The sequence below is a fragment of the Mesorhizobium sp. RSR565B genome, assembly GCF_054719465.1.
The window spans coordinates 3,868,426-3,891,014 of sequence record NZ_JBTTIE010000001.1 but is presented as its reverse complement, the minus strand read 5'-3'; the positions used below and the strand labels follow the sequence as shown (position 1 = coordinate 3,891,014).

Below are 22,589 nucleotides of genomic sequence, written 5' to 3'. Positions count from 1 at the left end.
ACATTGCATTTACTGAAGTATGCGGAAGTCTACCATTGGGCTTTTGATGAAGGACGCCTCATGTTGCAGCCCATCTTTCCGCTCATCCTGTTTGCCTTCGTGGCCACCGTCACGCCCGGCATCGCCACCACCCTGTCGACTGCCTCAGGTGCACAGTTCGGTTTTCGCCGTTCCGTTCCCCTATTGGTCGGCAGCGCCGCCGGTCTCGCCACCGTGACCGCTGCTGCCGCCGCCGGGCTCGCCGGTCTGCTGCTGGCCATGCCTTCGCTGCAACTGGCGATGAAAATCATCGGCTCGCTCTATCTCATCTGGCTGGCAATCAAGATCGGCCGCGCCGGGCCGCCCAATCTCGATGTGGCGATGGCAAAACCCAACAGCTTCTTCGGCGGCGCCGGCATTCAATGGATGAACCCGAAGGGCTGGGCGATGGGACTGGGGGCGGCGGCCTCGTTCGCGGCCCTTGCCGACGGGCCGGGACAACTCGCGCTGCTGCTCGGCTCGACCTTCGGCCTCACTGCAGCCGTCTCGCTGTCGATCTGGTGCGTGGCGGGCATGGTGCTGGCACGGCTGCTCGAGACCGAATGGCAATGGCGCGCGCTCAACATCGTGCTGGCGCTGGTGCTGGCTGCATCGATCATACCGATGTGGCGGGGAGCGTAAACGCAGAGGTCGGCGCCAGTACCCCCACCCGGACCTGCGGTCCGACCTCCCCACAAAGGGGAGGTAGGGGAGCGCGCACTTTACCCTCCCCCTTGTGGGGAGGGCCGCGAACGAAGTGAGCGGGGTGGGGGTCCTGGTTCGCGAAGCGAACCAGCTCTCTCCTCAGACCGCGTAGCGGGCAGCAGGCTTGTCGGCGTGCAGGCTGCCGTAGAAGACTTGCCTTGCGCCGAGGAAGGCGTCGAGCTTGGTCGCATCGGCAAGTGCCGGCACGGTGACGGCTTCGCCCCTGGATAGGCCCACAAGCGCGGCATCGACCATATCGTCGGCGGACATGATGATCTCCTTCGGCAGATTGTCGATATCGCCACCGGCGAGCTCCCAGAAATCGGTGCGGGTCGCGCCCGGCAGCACCGCCTGGACCTTCACATTGGTGCCGGCGACTTCGCGGTGCAGGGCCTCGGTGAAGTTGACGACATAGGCCTTGGTGCCGCTGTAGATGCCGCCGAACGAGGTATCATAGGCGAGCACAGAGGCGATGTTGACGATGGCGCCGCGGTTGCGCGCAAGAAGCCCCGGCAGAACGGCGCGGGTCAGGCGGGTCAAGGCGATGACGTTGACCTTGATCATGCGCTCGGCCTCGTCGGCGTCGGCCGTTGCCACCACGGCCTGGCCACCAATGCCGGCATTGTTGACCAGCAGCGTGACGCTGTCGTCGGCTGCGATCGCCTGCTCGACGCGGCGCACATCATTGTCGTCGGCAAGATCGGCTGATATCACGCTGACCTTGCGCTTGTAAGCATATCGCAGCTTTTCAGCCAGTTCCTCCAGCCGGTCGGCGCGCCGCGCTACCAGCACCAGATCGTAGCCTTGCCCGGCCAGCCGGTCGGCATAGACCGCGCCGATGCCGGCCGATGCGCCGGTGACGACTGCGGTACCCTTGTTGTCCTGTCCACTCATTGTCCTGTTCCTTTTTTCTGCCCGGCGAGACAGGTCGATGAACCCTTGTCCCGCCCTGATCTCCAATTAGTGGCATATACCATTTTCCGGGAAGTAGGCATATACCACCATCTTGTCAACGGAGGCGGCAGAAACTATTTCTGCGACAGGCCGGCAGCGGTTTTGCCGGCAAGGAGTCGTGATGAGCAAGACCGCGCTGCCGGGATTCAGCCTTTGCAACAACGCCACGCTGCGGCGCGCCGCGCGCAAGCTCGGCCGCTTTTATGACGATGTAATCTCGCCTTCGGGTCTGAAGGGCACACAGTACGGCCTGCTCTACCAGATCCATGTCAGCAACGAGCCGGCGATGGGCACGATAGCCGAAGCGATGGTCATGGACCTGTCGGCGCTCGGCCATACGCTGAAGCCGCTGATCCGCGACGGCTATGTCGACACCTTCGCCGACAAGGACGACCGCCGCGTCAAGCGGGTGCGGCTGACGCCGCAAGGCCAGGCCAAGCTCGAGGAGACGACGAAATTGTGGACCATTGCCCAGCAGCGCTTCGAGGCGCTGGTCGGCCAGCAGCGAGCGGCAGATCTGCGCGCTATGCTGGATGAAGTCGCGGCGCTGGAGTACGACGTGCCGGCGGCCGCCCCTTCAAGCTGAAAGAGCGGCCGCCGGTCCTTTGCAAAGATCTATTCGGCCGGCATGGCGACCGGCCGGGCCGCCCAGCGGCCGGCCAGCACCACGCCAAGCCCGATCAGCGGGAAGATGGCGGCGACCAGGCCGAGATCGGCCGGCACGCCGTAGCGCAGCACGGCGCCGCCGACCACAGCACCCAGCGCCACGCCGAGATAGAGGGCCGAAGCGTTGAGCGACAGCACGATCGGGGCGGCGTCGGGCGCCAGCTTGATGATGCGGCTGGCCTGCGCCGGCGGAAATGCCCAGCCGACCATGCCCCACGGCACCATCATGGCCATCAATGCCGGCCCGGCGAGATGCTGCGGCAGGAAGGTCGGGATGACCGAGAGCATCACCAGCATGACGGCGCTCAGCGCCAGAGACCAGCCGACGGTGCGCGTCGCACCAAAACGGTCGGCCGCCTGGCCGCCGGCTATGTTGCCGATGACGGCGCCGACACCGAAGGCGAGCAGCATGCCGGGCAGCGCAATCGGGCTGAGGCCGCCGCTCTGGATGGCCAGCGGCGCGATATAGGAAAACACCGAGAAGGCGCCGATCAGGGCAAGAGCGGTGGTCAGCAGGATCGGCATGACGCCGGGGCGCAGCGCCGCAGCCAGCCGCCGCCTGAGCGGCAGCTTGGTACCGACAATGCCGCGCGGCAGCCGGTACCACAGGATGGCGCCGACCAGCGCGCCGAGCCCGGCAATGGCAAAGAAGGTCCCGCGCCAGCCGGCTATCGTGGCAACCAGCGCGCCGAGCGGTGCACCGAGCGCAACCGCCACCGTGGTTCCGCCGACGACGACGGCAATGGCCCGCGCCCGGTGGTGGTCATCGACCAGCGCCACCGCCGTGCCTTGAGCGGTAGCGGCAAACAGGCCTGACGACAGCGCCATGATGATGCGGGCAATGAGCAGCAGCTCGAAGGACGAGCTCAGCGCCGCCACCACATTGCCGATGACGAAGAACGCCAGCGTCCACAAGATGACGCGGCGCCGGTCCCGTTCGCCGGTCAGCGTTGCCAGGATCGGCGTGCCGATGGCGTAAGCCAGCGCGAAGGCGGTGATCAGCGTGCCGGCGAGCGGAATGGAAATGCGGGCGTCGGTGGCGATGTCAGGCAGCAGGCTGGAGATGACGAAGCCTTCGGTCGAGATCGTGAACGATCCGAGCGCAAGCCAAAAGAGGCGCTTGTCCATAGGGCGTGTCCTTAGTTCAAAAGTTATTGAACAATTGGACATAACAGGGCGTGATGTCAATGAAGCCAGACGAAAATAGCTGAAGCCTGCTGACAGCCCTGTGTCAGGACAGCCATTGGGCCAATCGCGAAGCGGACTGTGCATGCCCGCGAAACATGGACGCGTTGAAATCGCCACCGACTGTGCTTAGTTTCGGGCCATGACTTTGCCGCACCCCAATACAGACCAGATCAGCCTGCCGGTTGTGCTCGGCGTGCTTGGCGACCCGACCCGGCTCGCCATCGTGCGCTATCTCGCCAGCAAGGAAGGCGTGCCGCTGAACTGCAGCCGGTTCCTCGACCTCGGCTCCAAGACCAATCTCAGCTATCACCTGGCCAAACTGCGCGAGGCCGGCGTCACCCGCGCCGAAGTGGCCGGCACCAACCGGATGATCACGCTGCGCCGCGCCGACCTCGACGCCCGCTTCCCCGGCCTGCTCGACAGCGTGATTGCGGCGGCCGGAGATGATCCGGCACTGCCCATCGTCGGTGGCCACGACATCGAAATGCCGGGCTAACCGGTTCAGAGGTCAAGGTCCTAGCGCTGCCAAAAACCGATATGCGGGGCGAGGAGCTCCTCGTCCATCTCGGGGAAGGGTCCGTGGACCTCGACCGGCTTCTGCCCGGAGCCGAGGACTGTGCGCGACGAGAGGTTCATCGTCGGATTCTCGGCGTGGTTGCCGGTCAGCGCGAGAAGCTTGGTCTCCTCGAAGCCGTAGACCAGCCGGCCGATATTGGCCCAGTACAGCGTTCCCGTGCACATCGCACAGGGCTCGCCGGTTGTGACCAGCGTGCAGGACCAGAGGAAATCCGGCGGATAGGTGTCGGCGGCACGCCGGGAGAGCTCGGTTTCGGCGTGGCGCACGGTGTTGATGTTGCCTTGCCGCATCAGGATGCGATCGTCGGGGCCGACGAGCACGCAGCCGAAAGGATGGTGCCCGTGCGCGGCAGTCTCGCGCGCGACATCATTGGCGGCGCGGAGGTGGGCAACCATCTGGTCGCGAGTCATCGCCTGTCTTCCCCCGGATGAACTTCGGAACGGCGTGGACGCTAGCAGATGGAGTGCTTCCGCGATAGCCAGCTCCCGGCTGTCTCGAACGATCTCAAAGGCTTGATAATGAAGGCAGCGGCTTGATAGGAAGACGGCCGCAAGCCTCCAACGGGGCTGCACCAAGGGAGCCCTCGCATGCGCATTGCCGTTCTCGCCGACATCCATGGCAATGTGCTGGCGCTGGATGCCGTGCTCGCCGATCTAGCGCGGCGCGGCGGCGCCGATCTCACCGTCAACCTTGGCGACTGTGTCTCCGGCCCGCTCTGGCCGCGCGAGACGTTCGAGCGGCTCGAAGCGCTCGACCTGCCGACGGTGCGCGGCAACCATGACCGCCGGGTCGCGGTCGATCCGGCCGACGATACGATGTGGGCTTCAGACCGCTATGCGCAGGAACGGCTGACATCAGCGCAGCGCGAAGCCCTGCTCGCCCTGCCCTTCACGCTGGAGATTGTTCCCGGCGTGGTCGCTTTCCATGCGCGGCCCGACCATGACGAGAAATACCTGCTCGACGCGATCGTCGATGGCCAACTGGTGCGCGCGCCGCTTGCCGCTATTCAGCGGCGGTTGCAGGCGCTGGACCCGGCCTGCCGCATCGTGCTGTGCGGCCACAGCCACCGCGCGGAACTGGTCCGTATCCCCGGCGGCCCCTTGCTCTTCAATCCCGGCAGCGTCGGCGCCCCCGCCTATGAAGATGACACGCCGCCGGCGCATGTTTCGGAGCAAGGCAGCCCGCATGCGCGCTACGGCATCCTCACCTTGGATGGCGATGGTCCAGACCGTTTTGAGACCATCGCCGTCGACTACGACCACGAAGCGGCGGCGAGACAGGCCGCACAGGCGGGCCGACCGGAATGGGCGCATGCGCTGAGGACCGGCTTCATGCCCAAACCCTCTTGGCAAGGCTCCGCTTGACCGCATGGCTGCGCCCTGCTTCCGCCTCGCGGCACCAAACATCGGACGCATTTTCAGACTTACATGGCCGCGTATCGTCCCTTATAAAACCGCCTTGGCATACGGCAGGACTGCTGCCGCAAGGGTAATCGGCGCACGGCCAAATGATGAGGCGCACAATCCGAACCATTTTGCATCGACTGACTGGCGCTCCGCTCCTGCGGGCAGCCCGGTTGTTGGCGGGTCCGTTGGTGGTGGGCCCGTTGTTGGTGAGCTTGCCGGCCAATGCCGAGGACGCGCCTGCCGACATCGTTTCCATAGTGACCGAGCTCGGCCCAGGCGATCTCCTCAACATCCGCGCCACGCCGTCGCCGGTCGGCAGAACCCAGGCGCGTCTGCCGATCGGCTCGAGCGTCAGGAATTTCGGCTGCAACGAAGTGGATGGCCACCGCTGGTGCAAGGTCGAGGAGATTGACAATCCACTGGTCAAAGGCTGGGCGCCCGCGCGCTATCTTATCCCCGACAATCCGACCGTGGTCGAAGTAGACGCCGCGCCGCCCCAGGTGACCGCCAGCGCTGAAGCCGGCGGCCCGACGCTCGCGCCCGACATGTCGACGCAGCCGGCCGACGTGGCCGCAGCGCCCCGGACGACTGCACCTGCCGCCTCTGCCGCTCCGGCTGCACCCACTCAGGCTCCACCCACCCCGGCTGCACCCGCGCCGGCTCCACTCGACCTGACGGAGCGCCTTGGCGGTACGGATCCAGGCGCGCCGAAGTCCGCCGCCGAGATCGGCAGGACCGCCATGCAGGATGCTTACGGCCTTGCCTTCGCAGCGAATGAAAGTCCGCCGACGGACGAAATCCCTGCCACAGAGGCTCCGGCGACGGAGGCCACAGGGACGCCGGTACAGGATTCCACCGCGTCTGCGGGAGCAGCGCCGGATGCGGCGTCCGCGCCCGGGGTACCATCCCCGACGCCACGGCCAGATCAGGCCAAAGCTGCGACCGCTACGCAAACCGTTGCACGGCTGGAACCCCCGCCCGCCCTCGGCGCCACCGCCGAGATCCCCTGCGCCCGCTATGTCGGCCAGCCGATGACCCGCTGCGCCGTCAACATCGCGCACAAGGGCACCGACAAGGCCGATATAACCGTCACCTGGCCCGATGGCGGCACGCGCGTCATCTCCTTCTATGCCGGCATGCCGGCCAACTCGGATTCGCCCAGCGAGTTCCGCTTCACAAGGGAAGGCGCCCTCAACATGATCCGCGTCGGGGTATCCGAGCGGTTTGAGATTACGGATCAGCTCGCGCTGGGGGATTAGGTGTCAGGCAGTAGGGAATGGGCACAGGCGCCTTAACCTCGCTCCTGCCTAATCCCTGCTGCCTGATCCCTACTGCCTAATCCCTACTGCCTAGCCTCATTTTCGGGGTTACATCTCCCAAAACTCTTCCCTATAAGGCCCTCCTAGCCTGATACCAGAATCGCAAGCACAACCGGCCGGGTCTTCCCGTCCCGGTTTTTCGTGCAAGCCGCTCGCCGAACGGAACTCACAACGATGCCAAGACGCACCGACATCAAGTCGATCCTGATCATCGGGGCCGGCCCCATCGTCATCGGCCAGGCCTGCGAGTTCGATTATTCCGGCACACAGGCCTGCAAGGCGCTGAAGGAGGAGGGCTTTCGCGTCATCCTGGTCAATTCCAACCCGGCCACCATCATGACCGACCCGGAACTGGCCGACGCCACCTATATCGAGCCGATCACGCCTGAAGTCGTCGCCAAGATCATCGCCAAGGAGCGGCCCGACGCGCTGCTGCCGACCATGGGCGGCCAGACCGCGCTCAACACCGCTCTGTCGCTGCGCCGCATGGGCGTGCTCGAGCGCTACAATGTCGAGATGATCGGCGCCGACGCCACGGCAATCGACAAGGCCGAGGACCGGGCGCTGTTTCGCGAGGCGATGAAGAAGATCGGCCTCGAAACGCCGAAGTCGATGCTTGCCAATGCCACCGATGTCAAGAACGCCGACCGCAAGACCCATGAGGCCGAGCGCGCCGCCGTCAAGGCCGAGGCGCCTGCCGACCTCGATGCCGCGCTCGACGCGCTGGAAACCCGCTGGAACCTCGGCGAAGGCGACCGCAAGCAGCGCTACATCAGCCATGGCATGGCGATCGCCGCGCAGGCGCTCGACCATGTCGGCCTGCCCGCCATCATCCGCCCGTCCTTCACCATGGGCGGCACAGGCGGCGGCATCGCCTACAACCGCGCCGAATTCTACGACATTGTCCAGTCCGGCCTCGACGCCTCGCCGACCACCGAAGTGCTGATCGAGGAGAGCGTGCTCGGCTGGAAGGAGTATGAGATGGAGGTCGTCCGCGACAAGGCGGACAATTGCATCATCGTCTGCTCGATCGAGAACATCGACCCGATGGGCGTGCACACCGGCGATTCCATCACCGTCGCCCCTGCCCTGACGCTGACCGACAAGGAATACCAGATGATGCGCAACGCCTCGATCGCGGTGCTGCGCGAGATCGGCGTCGAGACCGGCGGCTCCAATGTGCAGTTCGCCGTCAATCCGGCCGATGGCCGCCTCGTCGTCATCGAGATGAACCCGCGCGTCTCGCGCAGTTCCGCCTTGGCTTCGAAGGCGACCGGCTTCCCCATCGCCAAGATCGCGGCCAAGCTTGCCGTCGGCTACACGCTGGACGAGCTGGAGAACGACATCACCGGCGGCGCCACGCCTGCTTCGTTCGAGCCGTCGATCGATTACGTCGTCACCAAAATCCCGCGCTTTGCCTTCGAGAAATTCCCCGGCGCCGAGCCGGTGCTGACCACCGCCATGAAGTCGGTCGGCGAAGTCATGGCCATCGGCCGCACCTTCCAGGAATCGCTGCAGAAGGCTTTGCGTGGACTGGAAACCGGCCTCACCGGCCTAGACGAGATCGAGATCCCCGGCCTCGGCCACGGTGCCGTGGCTGCCAACCACGCCGACGACCGCAACGCCATCCGCGCCGCGCTCGGCACGCCGACGCCCGACCGGCTGCGCATGGTGGCGCAGGCGATCCGCATGGGCACCTCGCTGGAAGACGTGCACGCCATGTGCAAGATCGACCCGTGGTTCCTCGAACAGATCGCCGGCATCGTTTCCATGGAAGCCCGCATCCGCGAGCACGGCATTCCGCAAGACGCCGTCAATCTGCGCATGCTGAAGGCGATGGGCTTCTCCGATGCCCGCCTCGCCTCGCTGACGAAGACCGACGCCGAAGTGATTGCGAAGATTCGTGAAAAGCTCGACGTTCATCCGGTTTATAAGCGCATCGACACTTGCGCGGCCGAGTTCGCCTCGCCCACCGCCTACATGTACTCGACCTACGAAGTGCCCTTCGCCGGCGCGCTGGCCAATGAAGCGCAAGTGTCAGCGCGGAAAAAAGTCGTCATCCTTGGCGGCGGTCCGAACCGCATCGGCCAGGGCATCGAGTTCGACTATTGCTGCTGCCATGCCGCCTTCGCGCTGCGCGACGCCGGCTATGAAGCGATCATGATCAACTGCAACCCCGAGACCGTCTCGACCGACTACGACACCTCCGACCGGCTCTACTTCGAACCGCTGACGGCGGAGGACGTGCTGGAGATCCTGCGCGCCGAACAGGCCTCGGGCGAACTGGTCGGCGTTATCGTCCAGTTCGGCGGCCAGACGCCGCTGAAGTTGGCCGATGCGCTGGAGAAGGCCGGCATCCCGATCCTCGGTACGTCGCCCGACATGATCGATCTCGCCGAAGACCGCGACCGCTTCCAGAAGCTGCTTCATAAGCTCAACCTCAGCCAGCCGAAGAACGGCATCGCCTATTCGGTCGAGCAGGCGCGCCTAGTCGCCGGCGAGCTCGGCTTCCCGCTGGTGGTGCGCCCCTCCTATGTGCTCGGCGGCCGCGCCATGCAGATCATCCATGACGAAGGCATGCTGCAGAGCTACCTGCTCGACACCGTGCCCGGCCTGGTGCCGGAGGACATCAAGCAGAAATACCCCAACGACAAGACAGGCCAGATCAACACGCTGCTGGGCAAGAACCCGCTTCTGTTCGACACCTATCTCTCCGGCGCCATCGAGGTCGATGTCGACTGCCTCTGCGACGGCAAGTCGACATTCGTCTCAGGCATTCTGGAGCACATCGAGGAGGCCGGCATCCACTCCGGCGATAGCGCCTGCTCGCTCCCTGTTCACTCGCTGCCTTCCGAGCTGGTCGACGAGCTGGAGCGCCAGACGGCGGCGCTTGCCCGCGCGCTCAACGTCGGCGGCCTGATGAACGTGCAGTATGCGATCAAGGACGGCACGGTCTATGTGCTGGAAGTCAACCCGCGCGCGTCACGCACCGTGCCCTTCGTCGCCAAGACCATCGGGCGTCCGATCGCGAAAATCGCCGCCCGCATCATGGCCGGCGAGAAACTGGAAGACGCCTTCGCCCATTACGGCGCCATGCCCGATCCGCGCAATCCCGGCCACATCGCGGTCAAGGAAGCCGTCTTCCCCTTCGCCCGCTTCCCCGGCGTCGACATCCTGCTCGGCCCGGAAATGCGCTCGACCGGCGAGGTCATGGGCCTCGACCGCGACTTTGCGCTCGCCTTCGCCAAGAGCCAGTTAGGGGCCGGCGTCGATCTCCCCCGCTCCGGCACGCTGTTCGTCTCGGTGCGCGACGAGGACAAGGCCGGCATCCTGCCGGCGGTCAAGCGCCTCGCCGGCCAGGGCTTCAAGGTGCTGGCGACATCCGGCACCGCCCGCTTCCTCGCCGAAAACGGCGTCGACGCCCAGAAGATCAACAAGGTGCTGGAAGGCCGCCCCCACATCGAAGACGCCATCCGCAACCGCCAGGTTCAGATCGTCTTCAACACGACCGATGGCCAGAAGGCGGTGTCGGACTCGAAGTCGCTGCGCAGGGCGACGCTGATGCAGAAAGTGCCGTATTACACCACGCTGTCGGGGGCGGCGGCGGTGGCCGAGGCGATTGCGGCGCTGAAGGCGGGGAGCCTCGAGGTCAGGCCGTTGCAGGAGTATTTTGCCTAGGACGATTGGCCAATCTATGTAGTCGGCCCTAAAACATAATCGCTCTATGAATGGGATGGCTACCATCGTAGTGGCGAACAAAGGCGCTTCTCAGTGACATCGAAAAGTGATGTCCGTCGTTCTTCAAGGACCGAAATATCTCGCTTTTTCTGAGCTCCTCTCTATCATTGCTCTCCAGCTTCTTGCGAATTTCGGTCTTAGCCATCCTTTCCAAGAATTTGTCGTAATATATGAGAGGCTCGAACGCGTCCTCGCCCAATACGCTCAACACTCTCTCAATGGGAGTCAGGCGCACTAGTCGTTCGCAGATTTCCCTCTTTTCCAATGCACTTCTTTGAGCGGTTTCAGCACAAATCAAAAGACCGGAAAAATATATAAGTTTTCGCGAAAAGACCAGCTTGATATTTCTAATCCCCCATGGCTTCCCATCTTCCTCCGTCTTAAATTCGAAATCGACGCAAACCGTTCTGTAGTACCTAATTATGTCGTTCAGAAGAAAAAGGCCCAGCTGATGGTCAGTTATTTGATCAGAAATATACCGACTAAGCATAGAGCTTATCAATCCCCGATAAGCAACCATGTCTCCGACACCAGTTGATTCAAGTACTAGAAGCATCCGCCTAGTGATGCTCTCATTGCTATCGTCGGCGCCCCCAATGTTCAGGAGCATTTCCTCATGCTGAACTATACTGTCTTTGCCGAATATCCCCGAAGAGCCAGGAAGCTTTAACCCAACTGCATCATGCGCATCCTTCCAAAGCTTTTGGATTGAGGTGTCCAGAGCCTTCCCCCTAACTATAAAGGCATCAAAGTCAGACCCATTTACGAGCTCCTTTCGAGCCAGCGAGCCATTTACCACTAGGAAAGTGCCCGAATTTGCGCAAGAAGCGCTCAACTTATCTAACTTTTTTAGCGTATTTTCTGAAGCAAAATGAGCGTTCTTTATGTTGATAAAACGCCCGTCAAGTTCATCTATTTTCACAGCTTCCCCCTTCTTATATATCTACGGTATAGATCGGAAATTGAACCCAGCACAATCGACTTGTCCACGTCGAAATTCGACTCTCTAAGCTCCAACTTGTTACCTGTTTGCCCATAGTACAAATTCGGGTCGAGACCTATTTCGTCCGCCAATTCCCGATCACTCTTTAGGAAGTCGCGGTACTCAATATTGCTCTTCTTAGACACAACTAGGTTGATGTACGCATTCTCGAATCTGGCATAAGCGCCATGCCTTAAGAATTCATCATAGAAAGCGGCCTTTACCTCCCAAAATTTATCAAGATTCTCGACTGAGCTCTCACTCAGCGTTCTTTCATAAAAGAGTTCAGAAAGTGAATTTACGGCCTCAAGAACATCGAAAGGCGGCAAAAGTCGGAATGAAACCATAAAACGGAATATGCCGTCGAGGGTATCAACATTTATGGGATTGTGAAAAATCCAGCCTAGCTTATTGTCAGATCCGACGCTTATCGCCAGAACCCTCTCCCCTTTTAAATTAAACTTCGAAAGTGCAGAAGACACCCCCATTTCAGGATCAGAAAGCAACAACTCCAAGATAACTCTATGATTGATGCTGGGATTTATCTTCTTGAAGGCGCGCTCGGTACTATGAGAGAATGGGCTATGGCCTAGATCATGACATATAGAGGATGCTATTACATAAAGCCTATCTTCTGCAGAAAAGTTTATGCTGTCTATCAACCTCTGCGACAGTAATAGAACACCAATAGTGTGGTCGGACCGTGTAAAATTCCATGTGCTTTCCCTAGATTTGTGAAAATTGTAATAATCGATAGCACCAAGAAAAGAGACCTCTTGCAAACGCCTAAACGCTTCCGATCTGACAAGGGCCTTTATGAGCTCTTTTTCAGAATCGTCGACGCGAGGTGGCTTACCTGACATGGAATTCATGGCTCTTCATCTACTAAGGGAGGCTACGCAGATCATTAAATTATTACCTTCTCGAGCGTATGTAAGGCAACTTATATCACGTGCCGCGCTGAGGCCTGCCGCTCGACCAAATCTGGCACTTTCTATGGTAGTGGGTGAAGGCCTTACTAGACAGTCTGTTGCGGTGTGGAGGGATGTTGAGTGCCCAATCCGTGAGTTGGGAGGAGCCCACCACCCCGCCAATTGCAGCGGAACTTTCTTCTCCCCTTGTTGAGAGAGAAAGAAGAGCCCTCACCCCACCGCCACACACTCGATCTCGATATCGAACTCCATGGGCCATGACGCCACCGGCACGAAACTCCGCGCCGGCGGGTTCTTCGAAAAGTACTTCGCATAGACCCGGTTGATGGCGTTGTAGAAGCCGGAATTGACGGCGTAGATGCGCACCATCACCACGTTTTCCAGCGAGGTGCCGGCCGCTTCCAGACAGTGTTTCAGCGCCTTCAGCGACGCCTCGGTCTGGGTTTCGATGTCGCCGCGCACCATCTCGCCGGTCACCATGTCCACCGGCGGCGTCGCCGAGATGAACACGAAGCCGTTGGCCCTCACCGCCGTCGAGCAGGGCAGCCCGAGCGCCCGCACCTTGGCCGACATCACGGGCACTTCGATGACTTCTTTTTTCACGGTGATGCTCCCTTTGTTTGCCAAGCTGGCGCCAAGGCCCCCTCACCCAGCCTCCGCTTCGCTCGGCTGACCTCACCCCGAGGGGAGAGGAGCCGGTCAGCGCCAGCGCTTCCCTCTTCTCCCCAGCGGGGAGAAGGTGGCCGCGAAGCGGTCGGATGAGGGGGCCGGCGCCACCTTTAATCGTGAGGAACTTATCCCCCCACCCAGCGAACACCAGCGCCGAAGCATGGTCCAGCCCTCACCCCTGCCCCGGATACAGCGTCCCATCCTTGTGCAGGAACCGGCCATCTGAACTCGGGCTCATCATATCGATGTCGGAGCAGGTGATGACATCGTCGGGATTGCGCGAGCCGACTTCGAGATAGCGCGCCGTTGCCGACGAGCGGTTGATCATGTGATGGCCGTTGCCGCTGTTCTTGGCGAACGTCGCGCAGTCGCCGGCTTTGAGCACCGTCTCGCCGCCATCCTCGACCAGCACCAGTTCGCCTTCCAGCACATAGACGAGCTCATCCTCATGGCTGTGCCAGTGGCGCTGGCTCGACCAGCCACCGGGCGGGAGGGTCATCAGATTGACGCCGAAATCGCTGAGCCCGCCGGCATCGCCGAGGCGGCGGCGCGTGCGCTCGGCGCAAGGGGCGTCGAAGGGTGCGGGGTAGCCGGAGCCCTTGCGGACAGGCACGGTGGACAGGTCGATCTTGGGCATGGGAGCTCCATTGAATTGGTGGCGGCAGTGTATGTCACTGCCGGCGCAGCCACAGAGCCACTTTGCCGCAATGCCTTGCCAACGGCAGGCATCGGCCGTCGCACTCTACGGCGCCCCCCTCTCTCCTGCCGGAGATCTCCCCCACAAGAAGGGAGATTGGCTGTCGCCTCAGCTTCGCCAATTTTCACCGTCGCAAGAAAAGCACGGCGCCGACGCTGCTGATCTCCCCACTCGTGGGGGAGATGTCCGGCAGGACAGAGGAGGGCGCCGTAGAATGCTATTGCTGGCCAGTCACCAACCCTCAACCCTGATGCGCGGCCGCGAGTTCCTTCACGTGCTTCTCGTGCATCTGCAGCGTCGGCAGCGTCTTCTTGGCGAATTCCTTCATCGCCGGGTCGTCGCCCGAGTTGGCATAGCTGCTGAAAAGGGCAACGGCCTCCTTATGCGCGTCCGTCTGCATCTGGATGTACTTGGCGTCAAAATCCTTGCCGCTTGCGCTCTTCAACTCGTCGAGCATTGCCTGCTCCTTCGGCTGCAGGGCCGGTCCCGCGGCTTTGGTCGAACCGGTGGTCTGGCCCTGGCTCAGCGCCGCCTTGAACTCCTTGCCGGCTTTGGTGTGGTCCTTGACCATCTGCTTGGCGAATTTCTTGACGTCAGCCGCCTTGGATTTTTCCTCGGCGAGCTTGCTCGACTGGATTTCGAATTCGTTGGAGCTAGGCACCGTCTTGACGAAGGTTGGGGTATCGACCTTGCTGGCGGCCATGGCAGGCGCGACCGCAGTCGAGTTGGCCGCAAGGGCGGCAGGGGCACCGGCGAACAAGGCGACGGCGGCAATGGTGAGAAGCGTTTTCATCTGAGTTCTCCGATTTGAAAATTTCCCTCGGCTAATCAAACGCGGCATTGGCGGCAGGGTTGCGTCCGGAGAACTATTCGTCAGCGACCATCTGCCGAAGAGCCGTCCCGAGCCCCTGGCGGACAAACCTCAGGACAGCACGCCTCGCCATATTGCAGCTGTTCGGTCCAGTTCGGCCGACCCTCAGGCGTGACATCCATAAGGTTCCACAGGATCTCGCAGATGCCGATGGCGCGCTGATCCTAATGGACGGCGCTGCATTGGGAGCCGGTGCACTTCCCTGTATTGCGTCTGCAGGTTAGATTTCCGGAGCTGGGGAGACACATGCAAGAGGATGAAGAGATCGATCTGCGCTGCCCGCAAGTGGTGGCCGACAATGCCGCCAAGGGGTTGAGGCTGCGAAGAGAATTCGGCCGGGGCGGCACCGAGATCGGCGTGGCGCGGGCGACGGAACTCAAGAACCGCGAAAAGCTGGCGCCATCCACTATCCGCCGCATGGTCAGCTACTTCGCCCGCCACGAGGTCGACAAGCGCGGCAAGAATTACGGCAATGAAGACAATCCATCGGCCGGCCATATCGCCTGGCTGCTGTGGGGCGGCGACGAGGGCCGCGCCTGGGCGCTTGAGCTCAAAAAGAAGATCGGCAATGCGCCCGATATCTGAGGGCGACCGTAAAACGACTGGCGGGCCCCAAACCCCCGCCTGGGACCCGCCAAGGAGTGGCTGAACACATGCCGGTGCAGCCCCTCCACATCTGCCAGTCGTCGATCCGCCATCGGTCGAAAGGCATGGATGGTGAGTTAGCATCCGGTTGCAGCGGCCAATGTGAAGCAGTTCACAATCCGAAGGATTTCAACAGCGCTCGAGCAATTCCAGGAAAGGTGGGAACCGGTTTTCCCGTGAAAAGCGCGTAGCGTTTTCCCCAGGGAATTGCGGCAAGAAAAAAACCTTACCCTTCCCAGGCGACAGGCATCATTCCCAACCGCTCGTAGAGCCTGAGCGCGGCAGCGTTCTCGACCGTGTTGGTCTTGAGGTCGACATGGGCCGCGCCTCGATCGCGAAAGGCGTTGAAAGCCTGCCACATCAGCGCTTCGCCAATGCCTGTGCCGCGCGCTTCGGGATGGACCGCGAGGTCCTTGACGAAGGCCCTGGTCCAGCACAGCGCTGCCGCCGCCAGCCGTCCCTTGGCGTCGATGACCAGGAAACACAGCGCCGGGTCGAATTCGGCATCGCTGGATATGCGCGGCCACCATTGGTCGAACGGGCCGTCGGTGCCGTCGTCGAACACCTCGCCCAAAAGCGCATGCAAGGGCTGCGCGTCACCATGTTCGAAGCAGCGCATGGTAAAGCCGTCCGGCCAGTGCGGTGCAACGAGCGTCTCGTCGAGGATCTTGCGCAGCCGGATGTCGTTTGGAGCCGGCGGGCGCGGTTCAGGCATCGCGCTCAGGCGTCGGGCTGCAGCCGGCGGCGCTTGCGGTCGACACCGAGGCCGGTGGCCTCGAGCAGGCCTTTGCGCTTGGCGTCGAAATAATAGCCGGTCTGGTAGAGCCAATCGGCCTTCTTGGCGTTGCCACCCGCCACCAGCCAGGCGCCACGCAGATATTTGACCGCGTATTTCAGATTGGTTTCGGCGTCAAACAAGCCCTTGGCCGGCCCGTCATAGCCCATGCCGCGCGCCGTCGCGTGCTTGATCTGCATCAGCCCCCAATGGCCGTTGTTGTAAGCCTTGGGATTGTAGGTGCTTTCGCGGTTGACGACGTGGCGCACCAGATCGACCGGCACCTCGTAGAGAGCAGCGTATTTCTGGATCAGCCGGTCGACGTCGCCGCGCATGCCGGTCGCATGCTCTTCTTCCGGGAGACCGAGGGGCGCGGCGGGGAACTGGCCCAGGGAAGCAGGGTTCTGCGGCACGACATAGGCTACCTGCTGCACGCCGGGCATGGCGTTCTGGCCGCCCTTGGCGGTCGCCGGCATGACAAGGCTGGCGGTCGTATATTGCGCCGCGACCGGCTGTCCGGCCTTGGCGGGCGCAGGCGCCTGCCAGGCGTTGGCGGCCATCACCGCAGGCAGGGCCGGGGCCGTGGGCGTCGCGCCGGCAAAGGCCGCGGTCGCGGCAGCCGGCTGCGGGGCGGCATCGAGCGCTGGCGTCGCCGGCGTCGCTTCGGCCGACTGAACGGGTGTTATGCCCGAGGGTTGCGGCAGCACCGAAACCGTATCGGGCAGCGGCACGGTGAAGCCGGCATCGCTGCCGGCGGTGGTCGCGGTTTCGGTCAGCGCAGGCGTGGCCTTCATCTGCGAGGTCGATTGGCAGCCGCTGAGGGCAGCTGCGCCGACGATCACAGAGATCGCGAAAAGGTTGAATTTTGCTGGCAAGCCGCGCGGGTCCGATTTGTCGGTTGTTAAGAAGTCCTTACACCAGCGATTCCTGGTGGGCAATCGGGACCATCTGGTGGTTTTCGGGTGGCGAGAGCCGGGCTCAGATGCCATATTGTTCTGCATATGTACCGGTCGGTATCCCGGTTTTCGCCGCTTTGCGGAAAGGAACGCATCATGGAAACGGCATCTTCGATCACAGCCGGCCACGCAGTGTTAGAAACAGTGATCGGCTTCATCGGCATCGCCTGGAGCGAAAAGGGCCTGATCCGGCTCTGCCTGCCCGAAAGGAGCCGCGAAGCGGTGGAACGCCGACTGATGCGGCATGCCGGTGTTGCCAATACGACTGCGAACATTGGGCAGCCGCAATGGGTGGTCGAGCTGATCGCCTCGATCAAGGCGTATGCCACAGGCGAGGACGTCGATTTCTCCGGCGTGCCGGTCGATCTCGACGGCGTCGACGACTTCCGTCTCGCCATCTACGACGCGGCGCGGAAACTGCATTACGGCGAAACCACCACCTATGGCGAACTGGCCAAGCGCGCTGGCCAAGCCGGCCTGCCGCGCGAAACCGGGGCAGCGCTGGGCGCCAACCCGGTGCCGCTGGTCATCCCCTGCCATCGGATTCTCGCCGCGGGCGGCAAGATCGGCGGCTTCTCGGCGCCCGGCGGCTCGGCCACCAAGGCAAAGATGCTGGCCATGGAAGGCGTGCGCGTCGGCCCGCCGCCGGCGGCGCAGGTCTCGTTCGGGTTCTAAGAGCTTGAATGGTATGCCGGCTGGGTATGTTGAGATTCAGGTCAGGCCGCACCGAGAACTATGGTCTTCGAGAACCGGAGCGGAGCGTACTTAATGTACGTGGGCACCGGACGCGCAGAAGACCATCGTTCGCAGGCCGGCCTCACCTGAATATCAATATGCCTAATGACGGCGCAGGAAGCGGCGGTGAAAATGGTCGTTCTCGACCCGCTTGCAGAGATAGACCGGGCAGGACTCGGTATCGGCGCTCGGTACATAGGCGCGCTTCCTGACCTCGCCGATATTGCAGAATTGCTGGCTCTGCACATAGCGGTCGAAGAGCGGCAGCCCCGGCACGCGCCTGGACTGATAGCGCAGGATGACCGCGCCCTGGCGGGCGATCGTGCCTTGCACCCTGTCGCAGCTCATACGAGTGGGGTCGTAGCGCGAGATCGCCTGCGCCTCGGCGGCCGCCAGCGTCAGGCAGGCGGCAAGCAGAATGGTTTTCACAACCGTTTTCATGACAGTCTCCCAAAACCGGACTAACGCCGTCGGGCGTCCCGGTCTTCCCGATTGCTCGACGCTTTCATGCGATTGGGGCGGCCTTTGGGCGGCGCCACCGCAACGCCATTTTTCGAGCCATCTTGTTTTTGGTGCGAAACCCGCCTATATCAGCTCCATTGATATTTCGGCCGATCGATCCGGGCCTCGCGATCTTCGCGTTTGCTGACGTCTATCTCCAAAATCTCGATACAAACCGGCTGAACCTCGGTTCGGTCAAACCAAAGCAAATGCGAGGACTATTCATATGGCAACTGGTACGGTCAAGTGGTTCAATGCCACCAAGGGCTTCGGCTTCATTCAGCCTGATTCGGGCGGTGCGGACGTTTTCGTTCACATCTCCGCTGTCGAGCGCGCTGGACTGTCGACCCTGGTCGAAGGCCAGAAAATCAACTTCGAGATCGAGCAGGACCGCCGCACAGGCAAGTCGTCCGCTGGTTCTCTGAGCAAGGCAGCCTGATTTTGCGATAGCGCGCGCCGGACGAGAGTTCGGGGCGCGCGGCAAGTCACGGATGTACTGACGGTCGCGCGAGAAGCGCGCTGGAGCAGAAAGACCCGACAAGCTGGATCAGCAGATAGCTGCCGGCCCGGACTTAAAGCTCCGATCAGGCTACCGAAAATGGGAAGGCGGGATTTATCCCGCCTTTTTGTTTGTCTGGAATTGGACGATGGCCATGCTAGTTTCGCCCCATGACCAAGCTCGAACAGATTGAAAGATCCATCGCAGCCCTGAACACCAAAGAACTAAAGGCCTTTACCAAATGGTTCGCAGCGTATCAGGCAGAGGTGTGGGATATGCAGATCGAGGCGGACGCCAAGGCTGGCCGGCTGGATAAGTTTGCCGAGCAGGCTTTGGCTGAACTTCACGCGGGCCGAGTTCGCCCTCTTTGAATGCGCGCTACGGCCGAAGGCCGCAAGCCCAACCGGGCATCGCGCCCGTTGGCGTCCGGTCCGGAACGAGCCGCTAAGCGGCGGCAAGCGCGAGCACAAATCAGCGCCGCAGATGCAGCGGCACCACCTTGTTGTCGGCGCCAAGCAGCGCCTCGATCGACAGCGGCTCCCGGTTGAAGATCGTGCCGGCCAGCGCCGGGCGGCCGAGATGGAACCCCTGTAGCAGGTCGACGCCGCCATCCAGCGCGACGCGCAGATGCACGGATTGCTCGATGCCTTCCACCAGCACCTTGGCGCCGCGATCGTGCAGCGACGAGACGAGCGGCCGGAAGAAGCGCTCGGCGGCAGCGTGGCGGCAGAATTCGGCGAACCAGCCGCCGTCGATCTTCACAATATCCGGTTGAAGCAGGCTCATCCGCTCCGCGGTCGAGTGGCCGGTGCCGAAATCGTCGATGGCGATGCGGATGCCGTGGCGCCGCATCTCGCGCACCAGCGGGGCCAGCACATTATCGTCGGCCGCCTGTTCGGTGATCTCGCAGACCAGCATGGCGGCATGCAGGTCGAGATCGCCGAGATGCCGCGTCATCAGCCGGATCTCGGCCAGCGCCCGCCCGAGATGATCGTTGATCATCGGGTTGTAATTGAAGAACAGGTCGAGCCCGTCGACGCCGATGTTGCGGAAGTTTTTCAGATGCAGCATCCGGCACATCGTCTCGACAAACAGGCGGTCGCCCGGCGCAACACTGTCGAAGAACATGGCCGGTGCAACCGGCATGGAAGCGCGCTGCGGTTCGATCAGCGCCTCGACGGCAACCGCGGCCAACGCGCCACCGCGTGGCGCAAAGATCGGCTGGTAGGCGCTCTTCAGCCGGAACGCGCCGTAGACGCCGTATTCGATGCCGACCTCGTCGGCAAAGATCGCTTCGCCGATATCGCGACGCCTCTCGCGCTGCCCGGTCATGGCCCGGTCCTGCGCCCGAACACCCTGCCCGGCCGCGCCGGAGGCGCTGCAGTCGGGCCGGCAGGCGTCTTGCCAGGCTCGGCCGCCGCGACAGACGGCTGCGTATCCTTGCCGAAAGCGCGAAAGCTGGTCGGCGCCAGTTCCGGCTTTGCCAGCACAAAGCCCTGCACCATCGATGCGCCGGATTTCTCGGCTAGTTCAAGCTGCCAGCCTTCCTCGATGCCTTCGAACACCGTGCGGATGCCCTGTAGTTCGAAGTTCGTCACCATGGCAGTCAGCAGGGCAAAGCCGGCGCCGGATTCCATGAGCTGCGTGATCCAGTGCGCATCGAATTTGACGATGTCGGGCTTGAGCTCCTTGATGCGGTTGATGTCGGATTCATCGGCGCCGTAATCGTCGACGGCAATGCGAAAGCCATTGGCCCGCAGCGCCTCGACAAAGCTGTAGAGCGTTTCCTGCGACGCCGACTTCTGCTCGGTCACCTCGCACACGATGCGGCGCGGATCGATCCCGGCTTCGTGCAGCACCAGCCGCATGTCGCGCAACGCGTTGTCGGCGATGGAGCGCTCGGTAAACACCGACGGATCGAAATTGACGAAGATCGAAGCCTCTTGCGGCAGGCAGGCGCCGGCATTGAGCAAATGCAGCGTGCGCGTCAGCGCCTCGATATGCAGGCGGTCGCCGGCCGGACAGGTGCGGAAGAAGTTCATCGGCGATTGCGGCTCGCCGTCACGAAACGGCCGGATCAGCCCCTCGAACGCTGCGATCGAGAGCTTGCCGTCCTTGAAGGCGAAGATCGGCTGAAAGGCGCTCTGCAGCGTGTAGGGACCCCAGACACCTGAAGCGGTGCCGTCATCGTGACGGATGATGTGGGCAAGCCCGGTGCTGCGCGACAAGGGTCCCTCGCTCCGCGAGACAGGCGAAATGGCTGGCGATCCTGCCGTCAAAGGTTTTAGCGGCCGTTGATGAATTTAGTCTTGCCGGGGATAGGCGTCGATTGCAGAGCCCGCAACGCAGAGTGAAACCGTCATGCACGCGCTCCAAAAAGCCGATCTCCACGGGTCCTTGACCCTGGCTCATCCGACAATGCTTGCACTTGCCGGGTCGATGCGACATGAGAAGCGCCGCAGCTGTTTGCGGTTGCGCCGACCCCTCTGGAGATATCTGGTCATGGCCTTTCTTGCCGACGCCCTTGCCCGCGTAAAGCCTTCCGCCACCATCGCGGTGACGCAGAAAGCCCGCGAGCTGAAAAATGCCGGCCGCGACATTATCGGCCTCGGCGCCGGCGAACCGGATTTCGACACGCCCGACAACATCAAGAATGCGGCGATCGAGGCGATCCGCCGCGGCGAGACCAAATACCCGCCGGTTTCGGGCATCGCGCCGCTGCGCGAGGCGATCGCAAAAAAATTCAAGCGCGAGAACAATCTCGACTACAAGCCCGAGCAGACCATTGTCGGCACCGGCGGCAAGCAGATCCTGTTCAACGCCTTCATGGCGACGCTGAACCCAGGCGACGAGGTCATCATCCCCCGCCCCTATTGGGTCAGCTATCCCGAAATGGTGGCGATCTGCGGCGGCACCTCGGTGTTCGCCGACACCTCGATCGACAATGGTTTCAAGCTCACTCCCGCCGTGCTGGAAAAGGCGATCACGCCGAAGACCAAATGGCTGTTGATGAACTCGCCGTCGAACCCGTCCGGCGCCGCATACACGGAAGCCGAGCTGCGCGCGCTGGCCGACGTGCTCTTGAAGCATCCGCATGTCTGGACACTGACCGACGACATGTACGAGCACCTGACCTATGGCGACTTCGTCTTCAGGACGATCGCCGAGGTCGAGCCGAAACTCTACGAGCGCACGCTGACCATGAACGGCGTCTCGAAAGCCTACGCCATGACCGGCTGGCGCATCGGCTACGCCGCGGGTCCCGTCCAGCTGATCAAGGCGATGGACATGATCCAGGGCCAGCAGACCTCGGGCGCCTGCACCATCGCGCAATGGGCCTCGGTCGAGGCGCTCAACGGCCCGCAGGATTTCGTCGCCAGGAACAAGGCGATCTTTCAGGGCCGTCGCGACCTCGTCGTGTCGATGCTCAACCAGGCGCGCGGCATAACCTGCCCGTCGCCGGAAGGCGCCTTCTATGTCTACCCGTCCTGCGCCCAGCTGATTGGCAAGAAGACCAAGGCCGGCAAGATAATCGACACAGACGAGACTTTCTGCTCCGAATTGCTCGAAGGCGAGGGTGTCGCGGTGGTGTTCGGCTCGGCCTTCGGCCTCGGCCCCAACTTCCGTATCTCCTACGCCACGTCGGAGAGCCTGCTGGAGGAAGCCTGCACGCGCATCCAGCGATTCACTGCATCGCTGAGCTGAACTGGCGGCACCGAGACATGAAACCCGGCTTCGAGCCGGGTTTTTGTCAGG

Annotated in this window: 24 protein-coding genes; 11 read left to right on the top strand and 13 right to left on the bottom strand. The window is 62.5% G+C overall.

Going from position 1 to position 22,589, the window contains the following annotated elements; genetic code table 11:
* Window positions 1-60: 60 nt before the first annotated feature.
* Complete coding sequence (locus ACYG9R_RS18945) at window positions 61-660, top strand: LysE family translocator (RefSeq protein ID WP_023689744.1); 600 nt, start codon at window positions 61-63, stop codon at window positions 658-660.
* A 162-nt stretch (window positions 661-822) separates the two neighbouring features.
* On the opposite strand, the gene ACYG9R_RS18940 is transcribed toward ACYG9R_RS18945, so the two are convergent.
* A complete protein-coding gene (locus ACYG9R_RS18940) occupies window positions 823-1,617 on the bottom strand; it encodes an SDR family NAD(P)-dependent oxidoreductase (RefSeq protein WP_023689743.1) in 795 nt (264 codons plus the stop codon).
* Between the two features lie 181 nt (window positions 1,618-1,798).
* Between ACYG9R_RS18940 and ACYG9R_RS18935 the strand changes: the two genes are divergently transcribed.
* Window positions 1,799-2,263, top strand: a complete 465-nt coding sequence (locus ACYG9R_RS18935; RefSeq protein ID WP_023689742.1) for a MarR family winged helix-turn-helix transcriptional regulator — start codon at window positions 1,799-1,801, stop codon at window positions 2,261-2,263.
* 29 nt (window positions 2,264-2,292) lie between these two features.
* Here ACYG9R_RS18935 and ACYG9R_RS18930 read toward each other — a convergent pair whose 3' ends face one another.
* A complete protein-coding gene (locus ACYG9R_RS18930; protein WP_023689741.1) occupies window positions 2,293-3,471 on the bottom strand; it encodes an MFS transporter in 1,179 nt (392 codons plus the stop codon).
* A gap of 199 nt (window positions 3,472-3,670) precedes the next feature.
* Here ACYG9R_RS18930 and ACYG9R_RS18925 point away from each other — a divergent pair, with 199 nt between their 5' ends.
* Window positions 3,671-4,027, top strand: coding sequence for an ArsR/SmtB family transcription factor (locus ACYG9R_RS18925; protein ID WP_023689740.1), 357 nt, complete (start codon window positions 3,671-3,673; stop codon window positions 4,025-4,027).
* 20 nt (window positions 4,028-4,047) lie between these two features.
* Here the strand turns inward: ACYG9R_RS18925 and ACYG9R_RS18920 are convergent, their stop codons facing one another.
* Window positions 4,048-4,518 (bottom strand): nucleoside deaminase, encoded by a 471-nt coding sequence (locus ACYG9R_RS18920; RefSeq protein ID WP_023672423.1) that lies wholly within the window; start codon window positions 4,516-4,518, stop codon window positions 4,048-4,050.
* A 177-nt stretch (window positions 4,519-4,695) separates the two neighbouring features.
* Between ACYG9R_RS18920 and ACYG9R_RS18915 the strand changes: the two genes are divergently transcribed.
* From ACYG9R_RS18915 to carB, 3 genes are all read left to right on the top strand, one after another.
* Window positions 4,696-5,472 carry a metallophosphoesterase family protein gene (locus ACYG9R_RS18915; RefSeq protein WP_023689739.1) on the top strand — a complete coding sequence of 259 codons (777 nt, stop codon included), beginning with the start codon at window positions 4,696-4,698 and terminating at the stop codon, window positions 5,470-5,472.
* A 242-nt stretch (window positions 5,473-5,714) separates the two neighbouring features.
* Window positions 5,715-6,773, top strand: a complete 1,059-nt coding sequence (locus tag ACYG9R_RS18910) for an SH3 domain-containing protein (RefSeq protein WP_245260034.1) — start codon at window positions 5,715-5,717, stop codon at window positions 6,771-6,773.
* A gap of 234 nt (window positions 6,774-7,007) precedes the next feature.
* Window positions 7,008-10,511, top strand: a complete 3,504-nt coding sequence (gene carB, locus ACYG9R_RS18905) for a carbamoyl-phosphate synthase large subunit (RefSeq protein ID WP_023823448.1) — start codon at window positions 7,008-7,010, stop codon at window positions 10,509-10,511.
* A gap of 28 nt (window positions 10,512-10,539) precedes the next feature.
* Here carB and ACYG9R_RS18900 read toward each other — a convergent pair whose 3' ends face one another.
* From ACYG9R_RS18900 to ACYG9R_RS18880, 5 genes are all read right to left on the bottom strand, one after another.
* Entirely contained in the window at window positions 10,540-11,493 is a 954-nt protein-coding gene (locus ACYG9R_RS18900) for a hypothetical protein (RefSeq protein WP_155923219.1), read from the bottom strand.
* A complete protein-coding gene (locus ACYG9R_RS18895; RefSeq protein ID WP_081726818.1) occupies window positions 11,490-12,425 on the bottom strand; it encodes an HD domain-containing protein in 936 nt (311 codons plus the stop codon). Before ACYG9R_RS18895 ends, ACYG9R_RS18900 begins: the two co-directional genes overlap by 4 nt.
* A gap of 270 nt (window positions 12,426-12,695) precedes the next feature.
* Window positions 12,696-13,088 (bottom strand): RidA family protein, encoded by a 393-nt coding sequence (locus ACYG9R_RS18890; RefSeq protein WP_023823445.1) that lies wholly within the window; start codon window positions 13,086-13,088, stop codon window positions 12,696-12,698.
* A 238-nt stretch (window positions 13,089-13,326) separates the two neighbouring features.
* Window positions 13,327-13,791: a cupin domain-containing protein gene (locus tag ACYG9R_RS18885; protein WP_023823444.1), complete on the bottom strand. Its 465-nt coding sequence runs from the start codon at window positions 13,789-13,791 to the stop codon at window positions 13,327-13,329.
* Between the two features lie 301 nt (window positions 13,792-14,092).
* Window positions 14,093-14,644, bottom strand: coding sequence for a DUF4142 domain-containing protein (locus tag ACYG9R_RS18880; RefSeq protein ID WP_023691533.1), 552 nt, complete (start codon window positions 14,642-14,644; stop codon window positions 14,093-14,095).
* 324 nt (window positions 14,645-14,968) lie between these two features.
* Between ACYG9R_RS18880 and ACYG9R_RS18875 the strand changes: the two genes are divergently transcribed.
* The gene (locus ACYG9R_RS18875) at window positions 14,969-15,307 is read left to right on the top strand and encodes a hypothetical protein (protein WP_023697061.1); all 339 of its coding nucleotides are present in this window, start codon (window positions 14,969-14,971) and stop codon (window positions 15,305-15,307) included.
* Between the two features lie 286 nt (window positions 15,308-15,593).
* Here ACYG9R_RS18875 and ACYG9R_RS18870 read toward each other — a convergent pair whose 3' ends face one another.
* Together ACYG9R_RS18870 and ACYG9R_RS18865 are read right to left on the bottom strand one after the other, a co-directional pair.
* The gene (locus ACYG9R_RS18870; RefSeq protein ID WP_023823443.1) at window positions 15,594-16,082 is read right to left on the bottom strand and encodes a GNAT family N-acetyltransferase; all 489 of its coding nucleotides are present in this window, start codon (window positions 16,080-16,082) and stop codon (window positions 15,594-15,596) included.
* A gap of 5 nt (window positions 16,083-16,087) precedes the next feature.
* The gene (locus ACYG9R_RS18865) at window positions 16,088-17,017 is read right to left on the bottom strand and encodes a lytic transglycosylase domain-containing protein (protein WP_023823442.1); all 930 of its coding nucleotides are present in this window, start codon (window positions 17,015-17,017) and stop codon (window positions 16,088-16,090) included.
* Window positions 17,018-17,194: 177 nt separating this feature from the next.
* On the opposite strand from ACYG9R_RS18865, the gene ACYG9R_RS18860 reads away from it, so the two are divergent.
* Entirely contained in the window at window positions 17,195-17,773 is a 579-nt protein-coding gene (locus tag ACYG9R_RS18860; protein ID WP_023823441.1) for a methylated-DNA--[protein]-cysteine S-methyltransferase, read from the top strand.
* Window positions 17,774-17,935: 162 nt separating this feature from the next.
* Here ACYG9R_RS18860 and ACYG9R_RS18855 read toward each other — a convergent pair whose 3' ends face one another.
* Window positions 17,936-18,262: a hypothetical protein gene (locus tag ACYG9R_RS18855; RefSeq protein WP_023823440.1), complete on the bottom strand. Its 327-nt coding sequence runs from the start codon at window positions 18,260-18,262 to the stop codon at window positions 17,936-17,938.
* 298 nt (window positions 18,263-18,560) lie between these two features.
* On the opposite strand from ACYG9R_RS18855, the gene ACYG9R_RS18850 reads away from it, so the two are divergent.
* Window positions 18,561-18,773 carry a cold-shock protein gene (locus ACYG9R_RS18850; protein WP_015316174.1) on the top strand — a complete coding sequence of 71 codons (213 nt, stop codon included), beginning with the start codon at window positions 18,561-18,563 and terminating at the stop codon, window positions 18,771-18,773.
* A 230-nt stretch (window positions 18,774-19,003) separates the two neighbouring features.
* Window positions 19,004-19,204, top strand: coding sequence for a hypothetical protein (locus tag ACYG9R_RS18845; protein WP_023671961.1), 201 nt, complete (start codon window positions 19,004-19,006; stop codon window positions 19,202-19,204).
* 100 nt (window positions 19,205-19,304) lie between these two features.
* Here ACYG9R_RS18845 and ACYG9R_RS18840 read toward each other — a convergent pair whose 3' ends face one another.
* Window positions 19,305-20,165 (bottom strand): EAL domain-containing protein, encoded by an 861-nt coding sequence (locus ACYG9R_RS18840; protein ID WP_023689726.1) that lies wholly within the window; start codon window positions 20,163-20,165, stop codon window positions 19,305-19,307.
* The gene (locus tag ACYG9R_RS18835) at window positions 20,162-21,061 is read right to left on the bottom strand and encodes an EAL domain-containing protein (protein ID WP_023683766.1); all 900 of its coding nucleotides are present in this window, start codon (window positions 21,059-21,061) and stop codon (window positions 20,162-20,164) included. Before ACYG9R_RS18835 ends, ACYG9R_RS18840 begins: the two co-directional genes overlap by 4 nt.
* A gap of 274 nt (window positions 21,062-21,335) precedes the next feature.
* On the opposite strand from ACYG9R_RS18835, the gene ACYG9R_RS18830 reads away from it, so the two are divergent.
* Window positions 21,336-22,538: a pyridoxal phosphate-dependent aminotransferase gene (locus ACYG9R_RS18830; protein WP_023823439.1), complete on the top strand. Its 1,203-nt coding sequence runs from the start codon at window positions 21,336-21,338 to the stop codon at window positions 22,536-22,538.
* Window positions 22,539-22,589 lie beyond the last annotated feature (51 nt).

Coding starts and splice junctions, on each gene's coding strand:
- ACYG9R_RS18945 (WP_023689744.1), top strand. CDS start 61: ATGTTGCAGCCCATCTTTCCGCTCATCCTGTTTGCCTTCGTGGCCACC.
- ACYG9R_RS18940 (WP_023689743.1), bottom strand. CDS start 1,617: ATGAGTGGACAGGACAACAAGGGTACCGCAGTCGTCACCGGCGCATCG.
- ACYG9R_RS18935 (WP_023689742.1), top strand. CDS start 1,799: ATGAGCAAGACCGCGCTGCCGGGATTCAGCCTTTGCAACAACGCCACG.
- ACYG9R_RS18930 (WP_023689741.1), bottom strand. CDS start 3,471: ATGGACAAGCGCCTCTTTTGGCTTGCGCTCGGATCGTTCACGATCTCG.
- ACYG9R_RS18925 (WP_023689740.1), top strand. CDS start 3,671: ATGACTTTGCCGCACCCCAATACAGACCAGATCAGCCTGCCGGTTGTG.
- ACYG9R_RS18920 (WP_023672423.1), bottom strand. CDS start 4,518: ATGACTCGCGACCAGATGGTTGCCCACCTCCGCGCCGCCAATGATGTC.
- ACYG9R_RS18915 (WP_023689739.1), top strand. CDS start 4,696: ATGCGCATTGCCGTTCTCGCCGACATCCATGGCAATGTGCTGGCGCTG.
- carB (WP_023823448.1), top strand. CDS start 7,008: ATGCCAAGACGCACCGACATCAAGTCGATCCTGATCATCGGGGCCGGC.
- ACYG9R_RS18895 (WP_081726818.1), bottom strand. CDS start 12,425: ATGAATTCCATGTCAGGTAAGCCACCTCGCGTCGACGATTCTGAAAAA.
- ACYG9R_RS18885 (WP_023823444.1), bottom strand. CDS start 13,791: ATGCCCAAGATCGACCTGTCCACCGTGCCTGTCCGCAAGGGCTCCGGC.
- ACYG9R_RS18880 (WP_023691533.1), bottom strand. CDS start 14,644: ATGAAAACGCTTCTCACCATTGCCGCCGTCGCCTTGTTCGCCGGTGCC.
- ACYG9R_RS18875 (WP_023697061.1), top strand. CDS start 14,969: ATGCAAGAGGATGAAGAGATCGATCTGCGCTGCCCGCAAGTGGTGGCC.
- ACYG9R_RS18870 (WP_023823443.1), bottom strand. CDS start 16,082: ATGCCTGAACCGCGCCCGCCGGCTCCAAACGACATCCGGCTGCGCAAG.
- ACYG9R_RS18860 (WP_023823441.1), top strand. CDS start 17,195: ATGGAAACGGCATCTTCGATCACAGCCGGCCACGCAGTGTTAGAAACA.
- ACYG9R_RS18850 (WP_015316174.1), top strand. CDS start 18,561: ATGGCAACTGGTACGGTCAAGTGGTTCAATGCCACCAAGGGCTTCGGC.
- ACYG9R_RS18845 (WP_023671961.1), top strand. CDS start 19,004: ATGACCAAGCTCGAACAGATTGAAAGATCCATCGCAGCCCTGAACACC.
- ACYG9R_RS18840 (WP_023689726.1), bottom strand. CDS start 20,165: ATGACCGGGCAGCGCGAGAGGCGTCGCGATATCGGCGAAGCGATCTTT.
- ACYG9R_RS18830 (WP_023823439.1), top strand. CDS start 21,336: ATGGCCTTTCTTGCCGACGCCCTTGCCCGCGTAAAGCCTTCCGCCACC.